The sequence below is a fragment of the Candidatus Erwinia haradaeae genome (assembly GCF_900698965.1).
In the GTDB taxonomy this organism is placed as follows: domain Bacteria; phylum Pseudomonadota; class Gammaproteobacteria; order Enterobacterales; family Enterobacteriaceae; genus Erwinia_E; species Erwinia_E haradaeae_A.
Genome location: NZ_LR217725.1, coordinates 102,439 through 122,032, shown reverse-complemented (window position 1 = coordinate 122,032; position 19,594 = coordinate 102,439). Strand labels below are relative to the sequence as shown.

At 34.8% G+C, this 19,594-nt stretch carries 12 protein-coding genes, 1 tRNA gene and 1 pseudogene; 3 read left to right on the top strand and 11 right to left on the bottom strand.

Annotation, left to right across the window (positions count from 1 at the left end):
* Positions 1-1,687: 1,687 nt before the first annotated feature.
* Both CIPSTX3056_RS00370 and rsmA read left to right on the top strand, forming a co-directional pair.
* Positions 1,688-1,764 (top strand) — tRNA-Arg (locus CIPSTX3056_RS00370).
* An 842-nt stretch (positions 1,765-2,606) separates the two neighbouring features.
* A complete protein-coding gene (gene rsmA / locus CIPSTX3056_RS00365) occupies positions 2,607-3,416 on the top strand; it encodes a 16S rRNA (adenine(1518)-N(6)/adenine(1519)-N(6))-dimethyltransferase RsmA (protein WP_072665998.1) in 810 nt (269 codons plus the stop codon).
* A 367-nt stretch (positions 3,417-3,783) separates the two neighbouring features.
* Here the strand turns inward: rsmA and era are convergent, their stop codons facing one another.
* The 5 genes from era to coaE all read right to left on the bottom strand — a co-directional run bounded on the left by era (position 3,784) and on the right by coaE (position 9,666).
* Complete coding sequence (gene era / locus CIPSTX3056_RS00360; RefSeq protein WP_072665997.1) at positions 3,784-4,689, bottom strand: GTPase Era; 906 nt, start codon at positions 4,687-4,689, stop codon at positions 3,784-3,786.
* Positions 4,686-5,366 (bottom strand): ribonuclease III, encoded by a 681-nt coding sequence (rnc, locus tag CIPSTX3056_RS00355; protein ID WP_072666512.1) that lies wholly within the window; start codon positions 5,364-5,366, stop codon positions 4,686-4,688. The genes era and rnc overlap by 4 nt, the downstream gene beginning before the upstream one ends.
* 153 nt (positions 5,367-5,519) lie before the next feature.
* Positions 5,520-6,476 carry a signal peptidase I gene (gene lepB / locus CIPSTX3056_RS00350; RefSeq protein WP_072665996.1) on the bottom strand — a complete coding sequence of 319 codons (957 nt, stop codon included), beginning with the start codon at positions 6,474-6,476 and terminating at the stop codon, positions 5,520-5,522.
* A gap of 32 nt (positions 6,477-6,508) precedes the next feature.
* Positions 6,509-8,308: a translation elongation factor 4 gene (gene lepA / locus CIPSTX3056_RS00345; RefSeq protein WP_125918807.1), complete on the bottom strand. Its 1,800-nt coding sequence runs from the start codon at positions 8,306-8,308 to the stop codon at positions 6,509-6,511.
* A 758-nt stretch (positions 8,309-9,066) separates the two neighbouring features.
* A complete protein-coding gene (coaE, locus tag CIPSTX3056_RS00340; RefSeq protein WP_072665995.1) occupies positions 9,067-9,666 on the bottom strand; it encodes a dephospho-CoA kinase in 600 nt (199 codons plus the stop codon).
* A gap of 1,976 nt (positions 9,667-11,642) precedes the next feature.
* Here coaE and CIPSTX3056_RS00335 point away from each other — a divergent pair.
* Positions 11,643-12,776 (top strand): annotated as a pseudogene (locus CIPSTX3056_RS00335) (IscS subfamily cysteine desulfurase); the annotation flags it as partial.
* A 322-nt stretch (positions 12,777-13,098) separates the two neighbouring features.
* On the opposite strand, the gene nuoN reads toward CIPSTX3056_RS00335, so the two are convergent.
* The 6 genes from nuoN to nuoI form a co-directional block, all read right to left on the bottom strand.
* Entirely contained in the window at positions 13,099-14,550 is a 1,452-nt protein-coding gene (gene nuoN, locus CIPSTX3056_RS00330) for an NADH-quinone oxidoreductase subunit NuoN (protein ID WP_072665993.1), read from the bottom strand.
* A 6-nt stretch (positions 14,551-14,556) separates the two neighbouring features.
* Positions 14,557-16,077, bottom strand: a complete 1,521-nt coding sequence (nuoM, locus tag CIPSTX3056_RS00325; protein WP_072665992.1) for an NADH-quinone oxidoreductase subunit M — start codon at positions 16,075-16,077, stop codon at positions 14,557-14,559.
* A gap of 213 nt (positions 16,078-16,290) precedes the next feature.
* Positions 16,291-18,135: an NADH-quinone oxidoreductase subunit L gene (nuoL, locus tag CIPSTX3056_RS00320; RefSeq protein ID WP_072665991.1), complete on the bottom strand. Its 1,845-nt coding sequence runs from the start codon at positions 18,133-18,135 to the stop codon at positions 16,291-16,293.
* On the bottom strand, positions 18,132-18,434 hold the full coding sequence (nuoK, locus tag CIPSTX3056_RS00315; protein WP_072665990.1) for an NADH-quinone oxidoreductase subunit NuoK: 303 nt from the start codon (positions 18,432-18,434) through the stop codon (positions 18,132-18,134). The genes nuoL and nuoK overlap by 4 nt, the downstream gene beginning before the upstream one ends.
* A gap of 2 nt (positions 18,435-18,436) precedes the next feature.
* Positions 18,437-19,003 (bottom strand): NADH-quinone oxidoreductase subunit J, encoded by a 567-nt coding sequence (gene nuoJ, locus CIPSTX3056_RS00310; RefSeq protein WP_072665989.1) that lies wholly within the window; start codon positions 19,001-19,003, stop codon positions 18,437-18,439.
* Between the two features lie 14 nt (positions 19,004-19,017).
* Positions 19,018-19,560, bottom strand: a complete 543-nt coding sequence (gene nuoI / locus CIPSTX3056_RS00305) for an NADH-quinone oxidoreductase subunit NuoI (RefSeq protein WP_072665988.1) — start codon at positions 19,558-19,560, stop codon at positions 19,018-19,020.
* Positions 19,561-19,594: the final 34 nt, after the last annotated feature.

The following is a 19,594-nucleotide window of genomic DNA, read 5'->3' as shown; positions in this document are numbered from 1 at the left end:
ATACTGTATCTAAAGTATTCTAAGATTCTTGAAACTATAACACCAAAGACTATGCTGCACTATTGATTTTTACATATCTCTGTGGTTGTTGCAACTAAATCAGTCACAATGCTATTGAAATTTTTATATTTATTAACAGTCTGTAGCTTTGACATAGAGAGACCTCAGACTGAAAACCAATATAATATTGTATTAGTAATAACGACTATCTTACATTGTCTAAGTCTAACATTTATTATGATTATGATATCATAATAAATGTTAGACGATGTTAGACTAACATATCATAATAGCTGTTATCATCCCATAGGCTATTTATAGAATATGAAGTAATACTTTAAACTCAGTGCGTCATAAGTAGAATCTAAACTATAGCAGAGTGCTTGCTTACATTAATATCAATTGCGTTTACACTGCGTAAAATCAGTCTCTGCACTAATATTCAGCTATTAGCCTAGTATTTACCTAGTATTCGCGGCCACATATCTGACGATTTTGCAGTTCTTTGTTACGCTAATTGTAATTATTGAAATTGCAATCTATTACAAACTAACGCTTATGACTTTTAAATACATGAGCAGTAAGATACATAGCAGAATTAACAGTAAACTATAACATTAAGCTTAAAAACACAGTATACAGATAAATTATTTTCAAAAGCCAATTCCAATACATATGCACTACGAACATTACCCATCCATCTTGAGTTGAGAAACGAATATCACGGAAACTCACTGAAAATTTTTATTAATATTGACACAAACTCACGCACCTGTATAATTCTTACTCAGAATAAAAAATACTTCCTTTTTTAATGTGATTGATCTGTGTAGTCGCATCATATACAAGTTGACTCATAGTTAACAACTCTCAGTTAGATATAATCATCATGATTACAATCAATATAATTTAACAGACTTAGAAAGTGAATTAAACTCAATCAGTATTTACGTCGTAATAAGGATCCAGTGTCTATATCCAGAAAGAAGATTTTACTCTGATTCGAAGAACTAATCCATACAGTCTACATGTTATGTGGGCATGTTAAACACTAAAATTATAACAAATTATTTTACGTTATACTTATAACATCATATAAAATATATACTCAATGTATTATATATATAATAGCACAGTGCATGCACTGCATTGCAGTTAGTAATTGACTTACCTTACATTTTAAACATGATCTTTAAAAATTCTCAAAATAGAACGACAATTAATCTCTTGAGATGCATTTTTTATTAGATATTCAATAAAAGCATCAGAGACAGTATATAAATGTGATATTAGCGCACAATGCGCAACAATGCGCAGAGTATATCACTTCAAAATACATTCGTTTTAAACATACAATAAAGTTGTATGTACTAAAATTCCATATCAACCCACACAGGTTACATATTGCTGTTATATTGAGAATAATAGAAATATTCAGTGTATCCATCTCTCTTGAGCTCTAACGAGATGCCAAGAATTTTCTGGTGATACTAAAAAATCGCATAACTGCTAGTCAGGTCTATTTACACCACCAGTGATGCACTACATACATTGTGTCATATGAACGCTCTTTATCATGTGGCTTGATTTAATAACAATATTGTTATACGTATCAGTATACTTTACCTAGTATTAAAGTAAAACAGTTGACTCATCATATACATAACATATAATATTCATGTGGCATGCGCCCTTAGCTTAGCTGGATAGAGCACCGGCCTTCTAAGCCGTAGGTCACAGGTTCGAACCCTGTAGGGCGTGCCATCACTAGAGTTTTTCAGTTCTTCAAGTAACATTATAATGATACTATCATACATATATTTAGTATCGTATGGCATACTACATATATATTATGTATGTATAAAAAGAGTTAGATTAAGCAATACTAGTTCCCATGGCATCTATCATTAGCGATATATCTTTAGTTAAAGATTGCTTAAATATACAGAAAATATATATTCTTATAAAGAATAAAGAATCTGCGAAACTTAAACGCGCCATATAACATTTCGGCATTGTAATAATAATTACAGAACATAAAATATTCTGGTAGCTTATTTCATGATCACGGGATCGAACTGACTATTGCTAGTCATACCGGTAAGTGTTATTTATAAAACGCCATTTTATAAATAAAGAAAATCTGTATAAAAACAGAAATAGTGGTTTATACTTTTACTTTGATTTTTATGTAATTTTGAATCAACACTTAAATGAACAGTAATTATACTTAATAATATTAAAAAATTTAATAATATTAAAGAGTATTCTCAGAGGAAACTTCAAATGCAAAAAAAGAGCGGAGGTCTTTACAGGGGAGATGCAAAGAAGATCTCAGTTTGAGTATGTATATCAATAAATACTCAAACACAATTCATATAGATTATCCAGATCTTAAGCACATCGTGTTTTTTCTGAAATAGCTTTAATAGAATTAAGGCATAGCCTCATCGTATAAGATTAACAAACTAAACTAAGCAGTATTTATAATTGAGAAATAGGTTTAAAATTGAATAAAATTTACTCGCAATAGCATTTGCTAACAAAACATCATACTTAAAATATACATAAATCTATTCCTTAGATATGCTTACGTTCAAGAACTGATAATGACTCAGATGCACCACGGGCATAAACCCAGAAAACGTTTTGGACAACATTTTTTGCATGATCAATATATTATTGATGCTATTATTAATGCTATTGCTCCCCAGAATGGGGAGTTAATGCTTGAGATTGGACCTGGGCTTGGTGCAATAACGCAAAAAATAGGAAAACTGATAGATGCTCTAACAGTAATTGAAATTGACAGAGATCTAGCATCACGTCTCAAACATCATTCGTCTTTAAAGGGAAAGATCACTATCTTCCAACAAGATGCCTTAAAATTTGATTTTTCAGGTTTTTCAAAAAAAAAGAACCAATTATTACGCATCTTTGGCAACTTGCCTTATAATATTTCTACACCATTAATATTTTATCTTTTTAGTCATATTAGCGTCATTTGTGATATGTATTTTATGTTGCAACAAGAGGTAGCGGATCGTTTGTTAGCTTATCCAGGAAACAAAAATTATGGTCGTTTATCCGTTATGTCTCAGTATTATTGCCGGATGTTTCCAGTAATTCCAGTTCCACCCAATGCCTTTATCCCACCTCCAAAGGTTAACTCTAAGGTCGTGCGATTTATCCCTATAAGAACAGTACAACAATCACCCCAATTCATCTATGATTTACATCATATTACTACAGAAGCCTTCAATCAACGTCGTAAAAAAATACGAAATAGCCTTGGATACCTAATCTCTAGTAAGCGATTAATAGAAATGAATATTTCACCGGAGTTACGTGCAGAAGATGTTAGTGTTTTTCAGTATTGTCAATTAGCAGAGAAGTTAGCTAAAAATGATCAGTGACTGATGAACCGACCCATTTAATATAAAATATTGTCTAGTGCATCTCATATAGAACTGAAATCACAGTAAGTATACATATACGCACACCTCATACGTCCAGGTGAAACACCCTGTGCATCATTCAACAATACATCCGATCTATCAGAGTCATAAGTTCTTATATAATAAAAAGAGATAGGTCTGATCATGTTATATGACAATATATCTCTACTAACATTTAATATTTATTAGAAATGTAGTCTATACATAATTACTATGTAAAATCTATAATGGATAATGGTTATACTTTATAAGTGCTAACTATAGCCAGAATTAATAGATTCTAAAATCTCTATTTGAACATACGACAACGCTTTTGGTATACCTATTATAATGTCAGATTCTTATATTCTATATTTGGTAATATATTCTTATAATCTCTTCCGCCAGACATAATTTGTACCCAGAGCTCCAGATGGATTTTTGTTCCAAACATTACTTCCATATTTTGACGTGCTGCAACACCAATAATTTTTATCTTACCCCCTTTATGACCAATGACTATCTTTTTATGGCTTGTGCTTTCTACGAAAATGACCCCATGGATCGTTAACCCACCACGCTCATTGATAAAAAATTTTTCTATTGTAACTGTGACTGAATATGGAAGCTCTGCTCCGAGAGATCGCATGAGCTTTTCACGAATAACTTCTGATGCCATAAATTGTTTAGAGTGATTCATTATACATGTTTTTGGAAAATAGTGCTCTGACTGTGGAAGGTATTGGTGAACAATTCCACTAATAACATCAATATTTGTTCCTATCTTAGCAGATATAGGCACTATATCTATAAAATGTCTCTTTTGATTCAGGAGCTGCAGATACGGTAATAACAATTTTTTATCAGAAATATAATCAATCTTATTAATCACCAAAAGAACTAATGATTTATTTTTTAGGTTATTCATGACTATTTGATCAGAAATAGTCCAATTCATTCCTTCTATTATAAAAATTATGAGCCTGGAATTAGCAATAGAGTTTTTTGCTATTTGATTCATGCAGCGATCAGTAGTGCGTTTTTCTTCTATACATAAACCAGGTGTATCAATATAGATAGCTTGATATATTCCTTCGCTTTGAATTCCGATAATCTCATGACGCGTAGTATGCGGCTTACGTGAAGTAATAGAGATCTTCTGTTTGATAAGTTGATTCAATAAAGTTGACTTTCCCACATTCGGGCGCCCTATTATAGCAATAAAGCCACAGTAGGTGATGTTTTTTCTCATTCAATACCCAACTTAATTAAGGCTTTTTGAGCAGTTTCTTGCTCAGCTTGACGACGACTAAAACCAGTTCCTACTACTGGTTCTGTTATTCCACTAACTGTGCATTGAATCGTAAATGACTGATGGTGCTCTGAACCTTGTATCTGAGATACAAGATAAAATGGCAGCGGAAGATGGTTTCCTTGTAAGAATTCTTGCAGACGCGTTTTAGGATCTTTTTGTTCATTTCCTGGTTGAATAGTATGTAAACGAGAGTCGTACCAATTAAGAATCAACCGTTCTACCGTCTTCATGTTACTATCTAAAAATATGCCACCAATTAAAGCTTCCATAGCATTAGATAAAATAGATTGACGCTTATAGCCACCACTTTTCCATTCTCCTCGACTTAAAGTTAAATGCGAACCCAAATTAAACTCTCGTGCCATTTCGGCTAAGGTATAGCCACGTACTAATGTAGAACGCATACGACTCAACTCACCTTCATCAATACATGGAAAACTTCGATAAATTGCATAAGAAATTACGCAATTTAAAATAGAATCCCCAAGAAACTCGAACCTTTCATTATTTTGACGACTAGAACTGCGGTGTGTTAATGCCTGTTGTAATAATTCAATTTTTTTAAAAAAATAGCCTATCTTTCTCTGTAGATGATTCATGATTACCGTATCCATGGTTTGCCAGTGGCGATATTTAATAAATATACCTCTGTGGAGTGGCATACTTAATAATAATATACACACAGCATATATTGTGTATACACTGCGAACTGATATCATTCAGATCATAAAAATTATTAATTTAAGTCATACCTCTAAAATAATGCTTTAATGAATGATACCAATACGACCAAGACGTAAACCAGTTGGAAACTTACCTTCTTTTTTATCAAAACTCATCCATATAGCAGTTGCTTTACCAACCAAATTATTTTCCGGTACAAACCCCCAATAACGACTATCAGAGCTATTATCACGGTTGTCTCCCATCATAAAGTACATATTCTCTGGAACTAGCCAAGTCATCTTGGGCTCTGCGACCCCATTCTGAGAATAAGACCTAAAATTTTTCCATGCTCCATTGAATAATAAGATGCCGTGCTTCACACTATCGAGTGTTTCTATGCGAGTCACCAATCGATGATCTTCCGTTCTGAATTCTTCAATGAGTTCGTGTTTTATATTGTCTTTGAATTCCTCCTTATTAGGAGTGATGAATCTTTGATGATCTGTATTAACATCAGAATAAGTCACCTTCAATAAGCTTTTATAGTGTTTAGTATTCATAAAATCTGGCTGAATTGAAAGTGTTTTACTGAGAAGATTGTAGCTTACTAGATCACCGGGTAAACCAATTACCCGCTTGATATAATCTTGAGTGTTATCTTTTGGATATTTAAACACCACAATATCACCACGATGTGGATGCCCAGTCTCAATCAGAGTGCGTTGCGTCATTGGATTCTTCAACCCATATGAATACTTTTGCACTAAAATAAAATCACCAGGTAATAACGTTGGCATCATAGATCCTGAGGGAATCTGGAAGGGTTCATAACCAAATGAGCGAACTATGAATATTAACAAAAGTACTGGAAAGATTGATGCGATGCCTTCCACACATGATTTTAGTCTATACGATATAGTAGTTACATTACCAACAGGGTACTGCATTACATGTGCATTATCCTTAACTACCATCCTTTTAGCTGCCGTCAGGCACCATATTAAACCGCTAATAGACGTTGCAATTGCTAAAACTATTATGAATGTATGAGCCGTCATACCCACAACCTCTTGAATAAAATGATAAAATTTTATTTATTCTCTATAGAAACATGCATTATCGTAAGAAACGCTTCCTGCGGTAGTTCAATTTTTCCTATGTTTTTCATGCGTTTTTTACCATCTTTTTGTTTCTGAAGTAATTTCTTCTTACGACTAATATCGCCGCCATAACACTTAGCAAGAACATTTTTACGCAACTGTTTTACCGTACCGCGAGCAAAAATATTATTTCCAATACTCGCTTGTATAATAACTTCAAATTGTTGGCGAGGAATAATCTGTGTCAGTTTATTTACAAGCTCACGACCATAAAACTGCGCATGCTCACGATGAGTAATTAATGACAACGCATCGATGCGCTCGTTATTAATTATAATATCAACACGTACCATATCAGCCACGGAAAAATTTTTAAAACGATATTCCAGAGAGGCATAACCACGTGTCGTAGACTTAAGATGACTAAAAAAATCAAGAATCACTTCAGACATGGGTATATCATAAGTAAGGGCAACTTGTTTTTCATGATAAACTATACTTGTTTGGGTGCCACGTTTTTTAGTGCATAACATTATCACATTACCGAGATACTCCTGTGGTACTAACACTTGACATTCAGCAATTGGCTCACGCAACTCTACTATCTTATTACTTGGAGGCAACTTAGTGGGGCTGTCTATATCAATCAGATCACCATTAACTGTTTTGATTTGGTATACAACGGTAGGAGCAGTAATCATAAGCTCAAGGTTATATTCACGCTCGAGACGCTCTTTGACAATTTCCATATGTAACAAACCAAGAAATCCGCAACGAAAGCCAAACCCTAAAGCTGTAGAATTTTCTGGTTCATAAAACAATGAGGCATCGTTTAGACGTAACTTGCCTAAAGCATTGCGTAAGGATTCGTAATCATGAGATTTAATCGGAAATAAACCAGCATAAACTTGTGGTGCTACTTTTTTAAAGCCAGGTAATGCATTCATCGCTATATTATTAGCTAAAGTGAGTGTATCACCTACTGGCATACCCAAAACATCTTTTACACCACATACTATCCAGCCTACTTCACCGCAGTGTAAAATTCCGGTATCTTTGCGTTTTGGAGTAAAAATACCGGCACGATCTATTGTGTAAACCTGACCAGTGCTCATTACTTTAATTTTTGTACCTTGACGTAAAATGCCATTTTTAATACGTGTTAGAGACACAACACCAAGATAATTATCAAACCAGGAATCAATTATCAATGCTTGTAACGGCCCCTGGGGGTCCCCTATAGGTGGTGGAATATCCCGTATCAAACGCTCTAGCATATCAGATATTCCCACACCAGTTTTAGCTGAACACATGATAGCATCAGTAGTATCAAGCCCGATCATGTCTTCAATCTCTTGAAGAACTCTTACCGGATCTGCTGTACGTAAGTCTATTTTGTTAAGTACAGGAATCACTCTTAGGTTCATTTCTATTGCACTATAAAAATTAGCGATAGTTTGTGCTTCTACTCCCTGTGCAGCATCAATCACAAGAATTGCGCCTTCACATGCCCCAAGAGATCGAGAAACTTCATATGAGAAATCGACATGTCCTGGTGTATCAATAAAATTCAGTTGATATACTTTACCGTCTTGCGCATGATACGTAAGCGTAACGCTTTGTGCTTTAATGGTAATGCCACGTTCGCGCTCTAATTCCATGGAGTCTAACACCTGCTCCGTTATTTTACGATCTGTTAGACCCCCACACATCTGAATTAAACGATCTGCGATCGTTGATTTTCCATGATCAATATGAGCAATAATAGAAAAGTTTCGTATCTGATTTATTAATATCATTTGGCAGACTTTCAATAATAATGTGGATATGTATGGATAATAGCTAAAATCATTTTTAATTGTTAGGTTTGTAGGTATTGCTAGGCATTGCCAACGTCGCAGTGCAGATCTTACTATTTTTAGACCACAACATATAGCATGAGATTTAGAGATTAAGAACATTTCTAGTGCTTACTAGCATATGGTTAGATCCATGTCTTTCTATGTTTTATAATAATCGAATCTACACAATGCTACCTATGCTCATAACCAAACATATCCTTTAGATATTAATGCTATTTTCATACATGATAGCACTGTAATAAAAACCTACTGTATCAGATTCACTAGAGTCAGATGAATCTAATGAATCTGATACAGTAGGTTATTGGAAAAGCCATACAAAATAGACGACATCGAGAGCGATGTAAATTATGGAAATATATTTCTTTGGATTATCCAATATATATAACACTTAGTGAACTCTGCTAGAAGAAGCGATATTCTCGCATTACTCTTTTCACAGATACTCACCTAATATACTATATGCTATGTGTAGCGTAAATAAATGTACTCTTGAAAAGAAGATATCATACAATAAGAGATAATAGATAACGTCTATTATGATAGAAAAATAATTAATTAACAACCGGGCTCATAACAATCAATCACTATCTAATCTAATAAAAATATTTATAATTTTTCTAGAAGATATCTATTAAATAGATATCTTGATGTGATATTAAATTTGGCACGCATATGCTAAACTATCACTGTTTTGCAAAATTTAAATAATACTGATTTAACACGGTGACTTGCCTCTTGAGCATATCTAACGAACCATTGTTGTCTATGATGTCATCTGCAATAGAAGTACGTAATACAGATGTTGTTTGGGTGCAAATAATTTCATTAACTGCATGATAAGTACTGCAATCTCGTTTAGCAGTTCTTGCAATTTGAGATTTCAGATCAACCTCTGTTAATAAAATGCGATTAGCATGATGTTGTAAATTATTTTCTACTAACAATGGGACAACCCATAAGCACCATGGAGAACGTGAAGATGCCAACTGAGCATTAGTGGCCTGGCGAATAAGGGGATGTAATAAATTATTAACCCATAGTCTCTCTTCTGGAGAGGTAAAAATTTTTTTTCTTAACAAAGTACGGTTGATCGTCCTATCTGTTATAAATATTTCGCTGCCAAAATGCTTATGCATTGCTGTTAAAACTTCCCGGTTTTCCGTAAGAATCTGGCGTGAAATAACATCAGAATCTGTAATATCTACACCCATCTCGGCGAAAATATTTGCAATAGTGCTTTTTCCGCTACCAATACCACCTGTTAAGGCTACAATGTAGGACATAATTTTTACATCTCATTCTTTATCTAAAAATATCTAGATTGTATAACGAGCACTGATGATACTTTTAAATAGGACCGGTAACATTGTATAGTACTGTACTGTTATGCCCTTTAAGGGTTAAATATCTAAAAAATTACTTATGTTCATATAATTACTTCAGTTGCTAAAAAGTAAATTTTCTTGCATAGAACTCATTATGCATAGCGCTCAACACTGACTGTCATAAAGTATAAATATACTATTGAGCCAATCAGATGCATTTTAATATACACGATGTGTTATATGCGTGTAACTATACGTCCAGTATTAAAGAAATAGCGAACTACAATAGAAATTGTCACGCTTCTTAGGAGCAACATGATATCAATATTCCCTATGCCTAATAAACATTCACGATATTTCTTATTTATAAAGATTTTAGTATCTAGTGATATCTCTCATAACGTATAAATTACATCAGCAAAAACATATATACTGTATATTATAAGGCTCGACCTAAATCCTTACTAACAATCAACTAATGCTTTTCGCATCCATCTTTATATTAAAAAAATGAATTAAGATTAAATAATAATCAAGCGTCATATAGGTAGATAATATCTATATGCCATAAAAAAGATACACAAAAGGCTGATAATTAACACTAAACTTTATATTAAGGTTAGATTAACCTTAATATAAAAGAACAAAATATCAATTGATGCTCGATGCATATCAAAATATCCATAGTTAAAATAGAAAAAATTTTCTTCATTCGAGATGTTTCTTCGTGTCAAGATATAAATCTATAGAAATTCGGAATATTTAAATCAAAAAGATCAAAAATTCTGATAAATAGAACATCCAATAGACTAGATAGCAAAGCAAACAAAGTACATATTGTGCGTCTGATATGGCATGTGGTATCGTTATTAAGTATTAAATGTAATACCTGAAAAAAATAGTTATATCAACACATAATCATTATTCTTCTTACTTTATATAAAATATAAATATCTTATGCAGGTCGATCTCTAACAATCTATCGACTCATGATAAAATACACATAACACCTGAGATTTATACAAGTCACTAAGCGTTAGCGATCAACAAGAGTTATGCTGATGTGCTCTTGCACTAGCACTGCGCTTCTTTATGAAAAAGATGAAAAAGAAAACTACAATTTTAAAAACCATCTAATTGTTTTTAAAAAACACAATCTGTTCAGCTAAGTTTCTTATCAAAAATCTTTTACATACAACCCTATTCAGAATATCAATCATGCATCACAAACGTATGGCTTCATTATCGTTTCATTTCAGCTCTGTATTATTTGTATATACAATGTTTTAATACATGGTATTTTATAATATATCAACATGATATGTTATTTGATCTAGATTAATGATGTCAATAATCTACTGTATTAGGCTGATTCTTAACGGTAACCATTATGTCATTACAATGATCTCTGGTTGTGCTTAACAATATACGCCTAGCTCTTCTATTGGTTTTTAAGCCAACCTTCCTAGAAAAACCTTTGATTATATATCTCTATAGATCATAATTAGTAATTGGTTCAGGTCATTTGGAAGGCTGTTCTTTGTTAATATATAACAAGTTGCATATTCAGCGCTATGCTAGCTACTAAAAGTGTTGTTGGCTATAATCTAATCAATAAAGATAGAAACGTGAGTGGTCATTTGAGATACGCTTACAGTAAAATCTCAGATAAGGATTATTACGTTAATATATTACATCATACTTACCAATGCTCATTTAGCATCCGAAATTTGTATTATTATAATTAAGAGAAGAAAACGACCATGGAGGTTTACATGTATATTGCGAGGATGATCACAATAAGGTAAATATTCCTATCACTAAAAATTTATGAGTTTTGTGTAATATGTACTTATATAACCTTATAAACAGTATCACTAAGCCGATCCATTACGCTAAATACAACAGGACTTGACTCTAAGAGTGTCATAATAATGAAATTACCAATTTATCTAGATTATGCCGCCACTACACCTACTGATCCGAATGTAGTAAAAAAAATGCTAGAATATTTTACTCTAGATGGTAATTTTGGCAATGCATCCTCCCGATCACACAAATTTGGCTGGCGGGCAGAAGAAGCAGTAGATATTGCTAGAAACCAAATTTCAGACCTTATTGGAGCTGACTCTAGAGAAATCATTTTTACCTCAGGTGCTACTGAATCTAATAATCTGGCGATTAAAGGCGCCGCAATGTTTTATCGTAAAAAGGGTCGCCACCTTATTACCACTGAAACGGAACATAAAACAGTTTTAGATACTTGTGCTCATCTAGAATCTGAAGGTTTCAAGGTGACTTATCTGCATCCATCTCGCAATGGTATTTTTTCATTAGAGCAGCTAACAAAATCACTACGTCATGACACCATACTTGTTTCTATCATGCATGTTAATAATGAAATTGGTATTATACAAGATATCACTGCCATAGGAGAATTCTGCCGAGAACATGGCGTTATCTTCCATGTTGATGCGACACAAAGCGTTGGAAAACTACCTATCAATCTCAGAAAACTAAAGGTTGACCTTATGTCATTTTCAGCACATAAGGTGTACGGGCCAAAAGGTATTGGCGCGCTTTTCGTTCGTAATCAGCCGCGTGTCTATTTATCCGCACAAATCCACGGTGGTGGTCATGAACGGGGCATGAGATCTGGCACGCTACCAGTCCATCAAATTGTTGGAATGGGTGAAGCGTTTGTGATAGCTAAAGATAGAATGCAGAAAGATATGCTGCATCTTTGTAAATTACGCAAACAACTATGGCAGGGCATTCAGCATATTCAAACAGTATCTCTCAACGGGTCTGTTAATCAGGGATCTGGCCATATTCTAAATGTTAGTTTTTCTGATATTAGCAGCACAGAATTAATGATATCACTAAAAGATCTAGCAGTTTCTACTGGATCCGCTTGTCTTTCTAGTGGCATTACACCTTCTCATGTCCTCATAGCTCTTGGTGTACACCAAGAAGTCGCACGTAGTTCTATTCGCTTTTCTTTTGGGCGTTTTACTACTGAAGAAGAAATTTGTTATGCGATTCATTTGATAAATAAAATTAATGGTTGATAAACGGTACTGAAGAATCAATGCTAGCTACAATCTTACGACTACTGTACCACCTCTTAGTCTAGAGATACCACTTAACATTTTCATGTTATTATCGTATACACTCAAAACCCCTCTACATCTTGTCTATCATAGGTCAATAATTAAGTCATGATTAATAACAAAATTACTTTAGAGAGACAAATATTTCTATGGTCGATATGTTATATTGCTTTATATTTCAAGCGATAGCGTTGTTAAAACATTGTATTTCTCTTTTCTATATGAATTATAGGAATATTTTACCATAAACATGTGATTATTCACGATAGTGTCACTTCTAGAGCTTGATAAACTGCGCTAACTCAATAATAGGCTGTGGATAAACCCCTAATATCACAGAAAGCGCAGCACATGAGATCACCACAACACCACTTAACTCTGACGTTGCATGGTGTTGGGGTGATAAATGTTGCACAGATGCTTGAGGTGAGAGATATAAATTAATAATAATACGCAGATAATAATATAACCCAATAGAACTGCCAAGGACTATCGCTGCTGTTACGGACCATAAGTGAGCATGTAACCCTAGAGATATTAGGTAAAATTTACCTATAAAACCAAGGGTCATGGGAATACCAGCGAGTGAAAACATCGTTATTGTCATGGCAGTTGCTAAAACCGGATTACTCCAAAATAAACCGCGAAAGGAAGATAAAACTTCAGAAAAATCATTTCTAGTATCCGCTATAAGGCTCATTACACCAAAAGCACCTAGGGTGCTTAAAAGATAACTCACTAGATACACAGCAGAAGATTCTAGTGATAATTCGGGATCTTTCACGACAATAAGAGTAATTAACAGATAACCAAAATGCGCCACAGATGAATAGCCCAAAATACGTTTAATATTTTTTTGCCTAAGAGCCATTAAATTTCCAAATAACATAGACGCTACTGCTAGTATACTTAATGCGAAATAGATACCTTCAAAATTTATTATAGATGTATAGATAAATAAACGCATTAAAACACTAAATACTGCTATTTTACTAGCACTAGCCAGGAAGACCCCTACTGAAGAAGGCGCACCTTGGTACACATCAGGTGTCCAAAGATGAAAAGGTACTAATGAAAGCTTAAATCCAAAACTTACAATCATTAAAGCAAAACCTACTATCATTAATGCTTGCGAACTTAAACTATTGTTTTGCATAAAAATGCATTCGTCAAAACTAAGAGTTCCTGTATGCGCGTAAACTAATGCTATACCAAAAAGAAGGAATGCAGAAGCAGCAATAGATAATATAGTGTACTTTAAGGTAGCTTCTAAAGAACAGCCAACGTTTACTCCGTAACCTACCAAACCAGCTAACGGCAAAGATAGCAATTCAATGCCAATAAATAATGATGCAAAATGATTAGCGCTAGCTAAAACGGCACCGCCAAGTGTTGACAGTGTTATTAGCAAATAAAATTCTTCACGGTTCTTAGAGTACCTTTTAATCCATGGATAAGAAAAGATACAAGTAGATAAACTTGCAAGGATTACTAAACTAGTATAAAAAATTGAATATCTATCTACCCGAAGGAGTGGAGTAATATCTACCTCTTCTACCTGAGCTACAAAATATAAAGAGAACAGTGCTAAAATAAAACCTAAAAAAGCAATAGCAGCATTTATATGATGATTACGTTTCAAGCTAATGCTTAGCATCATAATTACTACTGTCAAGCTAAGGATAAATAACGGTATAATCAGAATGAATTGTTGATTGATAGATATCATAATAACTTACGATCTTATTGTGAGCATGGCAGTATTAACTAACTGTTGAATATTTCCCATAGCAGCATAAGAGGTATCCAAGATTGGTTGTGGGTATAAACCTAAAAAGAGTAATAAAAACAGTAGAACCAAGATAATCATCAGCTCACGAGGTGACATGTCACACAATAGTACTGCTGATTTTACCTTACCATAGTACGTTTTTTGCATCATAACCAAAGAGTATATAGCAGAGAATACTAGACTACATGTAGCAATTATAATAATTAGCGGCGCTGTATAGAAACCCCCAGTGAGGATCATGAATTCACCAACAAAATTACCTGTACTAGGCAGCCCTAAATTTGCCATGGCAAAAAACAAAGATAATCCAGGAAGCCATCTAATACGTGACCATAAACCGCCCATGTATCGCATATCGCGAGTATGTAGACGCTCATAAAGTTGTCCAGAAATAATAAATAGCGCGGCAGCAGACAGACCATGAGCGATCATGTGAATAACAGCTCCCTGATATGCTATCAGATTTCCTGTATATATTGCAATAAGTAAGAAACCCATATGAGAAATGGAGGTACAGGCAATCAAGCGCTTCATATCGTGCTGAGAAACAGCCATCCAAGCTCCATAAAATATACTAATAATCCCCAACCACATAGCAATTGGAGCAAACATAGCAGATGCATGAGGAAAGAGCGGCAAGGCAAAACGCAATAAACCATACGCAGCAGTTTTTAATAAAATACCTGCTAAATCAACTGACCCGGCAGTAGGGGCATAGCTATGCGCATCTTGCAGCCAACCATGCAGAGGAACGACTGGTATTTTCACCGCAAAAGCAATAAAAAAACCTATCATAAGTACTTGTTCCACTCTAGAAGACATGGGGGTCTGTAGTAAGTTTTCATAATGAAAGGTTAAATTTCCTGTTGCCGTATAATGCACAAAAACCAGGCCTATAATAGCCATCAGCATTAGCAACCCACTCACCTGAGTGTATATGAAAAACTTGGTAGCGGCAGCAATACACGCCTTGCTACCTGAAGATTGATTACCCCATAGCGCAATCAAAAAATACATTGGTATAAGCATTATTTCCCAAAAAAAGAAAAATAAAAATAAATCGATAGCAAGAAATACACCAATCACCCCCCCTAATAACCAGAGTAAATTCAGGTGAAACAAACCATGGCATTTATTAATTTCGTTCCATGAGCATAAGGTTGCCAAAAAACCTAATAAGCTCGTGAGTATCACCATTAATAATGATAAGCCATCTATAGCTAGAGAAAAAGTAATACCAAATCGAGGGATCCAAGGAACAGAGAATTGACTTTGCCAATGCGGACCACCTTGTATCTGTGGTAACGCATGTTCACTATTTATCCAGCACATCAATGAGAGAGCCAGTGTGAGCCCCATAGCGATCAAAGCTATCCAACGAGGCTTTTTAGCACCGAAAGACTCAGAGAGCCAACAGAGTACACCGCCCATAAAAGGTAATGCGATCAGCCAAGGTAATAACATTATAGTTCTTCTTTGTTTTGATACAGCCTAGTCATGTCTTGTTTCATCCAGCTATAACCTGAATTTAATTGATGTATTTAATATTTACGACAAATGTTTACTACGCACCTCTGCAGAAAGTACGTAACGTACTTTTTTTTGCAGATACTATAAAATTTAAGAATGGTGTACAGAACCAACTCATCATACAAAATAAATTTTGATTTCTATATTCTACCTGAATATTATCAACGTCAGTAACAAAACAGCGCCAAAACCCATAACAGAAAGATGCCAACGTAAGTAACCGCTTTCACTAATAATTAACCCTTTACTACTACTATTTATTGCATAAGCTAAACTATTAATCGTCACAGCTATTGGGTCACCCGCTAATCTCTTAGCGACCCTGAGATAGGTTTGAACAAAAACTTTATGATATAACCAGTCAAATCCCCACCCAGAAAACCACCATATCCTTAAAAAACGCCCTATTTTACTGTCTGAAACATTCTGTAAATAAATAGGAGGCCCTAACCATAATACAGCTGATATCGCACAACCCATGGTGACTATTACGCTTGAGGTGATTTCTAAAGTAAGTAAGTGATTTTCTGTTAACGCGCTACTGTTTGGAAGCGCGCCCTGTAGTGGCGGAAAAATCCAAGATCCTATTACACTTGAAAGTAATGCTAAAATAATGAGAGGTGAATAATGCATAAAATGCGGTAATATTAGTGTATACGGAATTTTTAATTTTCCATGAAATATCAGAAAAATCATACGACATGTATAAAGTGATGTTATCAATGATCCTAGCAATCCAGCAACCATCAACATTACATGTCCATGAGCTAATGCTGCTGCTAAGATGTATTCCTTACTAAAAAATCCTGACGTAATTAAGGGAAAGGCCATTAACGAGGCACCACCAATGATAAAACAAGCATAAATTAAAGGGGTCCTAGAGCCTAAGCCCCCCATCTTAAAGATGTTCTGCTCTTGGTTACAAACAATGATAAGTGATGCAGCAGAAAGAAAAAGTAACGCCTTAAAAAATGCATGCGTCATTAAATGAAAAATTGCTGGTTCCCACGCTTGAACACCTAACGCTAGAAACATATATCCTATTTGACTCATAGTAGAATAAGCTAACACACGCTTGATATCAGTTTGCACTAAAGCAGAGAGGCCAGCTAAAAGTATAGTAATAGCCCCAATGACACCCACGAGATAAAGAATTTCTGGTGTGAGCAAAAAAAGAACGTGAGTGCGAGCAATTAAATACACACCAGCTGTTACCATGGTCGCAGCATGAATTAACGCAGAAACCGGGGTAGGCCCAACCATAGCATCCGCCAGCCAGGTCTGTAAGGGTAATTGAGCGGATTTTCCAACAGCTCCTCCTAATAGCATTACAGTAATCCATGGCAGCATGTGCATATGTTCAGAGAAAACACCCTCTGAGATTAACACTTCGATATCATGAAAATTGAAAGTATGTGTTATTCTATAAAGCATTAATAGTGCAATAAAAAGACATACGTCTCCCACACGAGTTAGAATAAAAGCCTTGATGGCTGCTGCGCCATACTCTGGATTAGAGTAATAAAAGCCAATCAATAAATATGAACAGAGACCTACACCTTCCCACCCAAGGTACATTAAAACTAGATTGTCACCTAAAATTAGCACTACCATGCTAGCAATGAAGAGATTAGTATAGGCAAAAAATCGCGAATAACCTTCTGAGCCTCTCATATACCAAGAGGCAAAAATATGAATTAAAAATCCAACTCCAGTGACTATAGAAAGTAAGGTTAATGATAAGCCATCTAGTATTAACCCAATATCTACCCGCAACACCTCTATTGCCATCCATTTCCATAGAGTTTGGTTAAATACCTCTTGGTTGCTTGTCAAAAAATCATAGTCAATATAGGTTGTTACACATGCTGTTAAACCAATTGATAAAAGACCAATAACAGAGCTCCAGGTCTCTGATATTCGACCAGAAGCACAAGAGAGACACAGGAAACCCGTTAATGGGCACAGTATGGTCAAATAAAGAAGATTCATCCAGGTATCTCGCTTACTGTATCAATATCAAGGTTCTTAGTACGATAATAGAGCTGCAGTAACAAAGCAAGACCAATGCTGGTTTCAGCTGCCGACAAACTAATAGCAAAAATAAACATAATCTGACCATCTGCCTGACCCCAATAGCTACCTGCTACTGCCAATGCGAATGCTGCAGAATTGAGCATAATTTCTAAACTTATCAATATAAAGAGTAAATTACGACGAATCATGACACCGGTTAGCCCAAGGCAAAATAAAAATGTCGCCAGAATTAATCCATAATGTAAAGGGATCAAAACTACTTCTCCAGTTGATTTTTTAAAGTAATTGCTTGTGGAGTAACTGAGCTTTGTTTTTTTGGTATCGTATTTATTGATCTTGGATCACGCCCAATGTGATACCCAACAACAAGACCGGTTAGAAGCAGCATAGAGATTAATTCAACCGCCACAATATAAGGGCCAAACAGCTGAATTCCTACTTGCTTTCCGTCAAGTATAATACAGTAGATTCTAGAGTGATTGCTTAATAAAATAGAATATGAAATAATAAAAAACAATAAGCAGGATAACAGTCCTGGACCAATCCATGATCGTAGCTTCAGCCAGTTTTGTTCCTGTCTTGTAACGCTTTTGCTAAGATTTAGCATCATTACTGTAAACACGAATAATACTACTATTGCCCCGGCATAAATAATGATCTCAAGAGAAGCAGCAAAATAGGCACCAAGCGAAAACAAGACCCCAGATACAGCTAATAATGACATAATTAAATATAATAACGCATGTATAGGTTGTTTATGGAACACAACACACATTGTTGTGATAGCGGCTGTTAACCCACAAATATAAGATAAATATTCCATATCTGCGCCCTTAATTAAGGTAATAAGCTCTTAACATTAATAGGCTCCGCCTCTTTTTCAGAAGAACCTTTGTCTTTACCTGAAATCGCTATGCCTGACATCCTGTAAAAATTATATTGTGGGTACTTTCCTGGACCAGAAATTAATAAATTTTCTTTTTCATATATTAAATCTTGACGCTTAAATTCGCTTAATTCAATATCTGGAATTAATTGAATCGCGGTAGTTGGACAAGCCTCTTCGCATAATCCGCAGAAAATACATCGTGAAAAATTAATACGAAAAAATTCTGGATACCAGCGCCCATCCACCATCTCAGACTTCTGTAACGAAATACATCCGACCGGGCAAGCTACTGCGCACAGATTACAGGCTACACAGCGCTCAAGGCCATCTGGATCACGCGTTAGAATAATACGTCCACGATAACGAGCTGGAAGATCTAGAGGCTCTTCAGGATACATCAAAGTTTCTCGCTTAGCAAAGGCGTTTTTACCAATTAGCCAAATGCTACGCAGAATTGTACTGAGCCCAATGACAATATTCTTCCATATCATTGTCCATATCCTATTATCAACATCCTATTCGCTA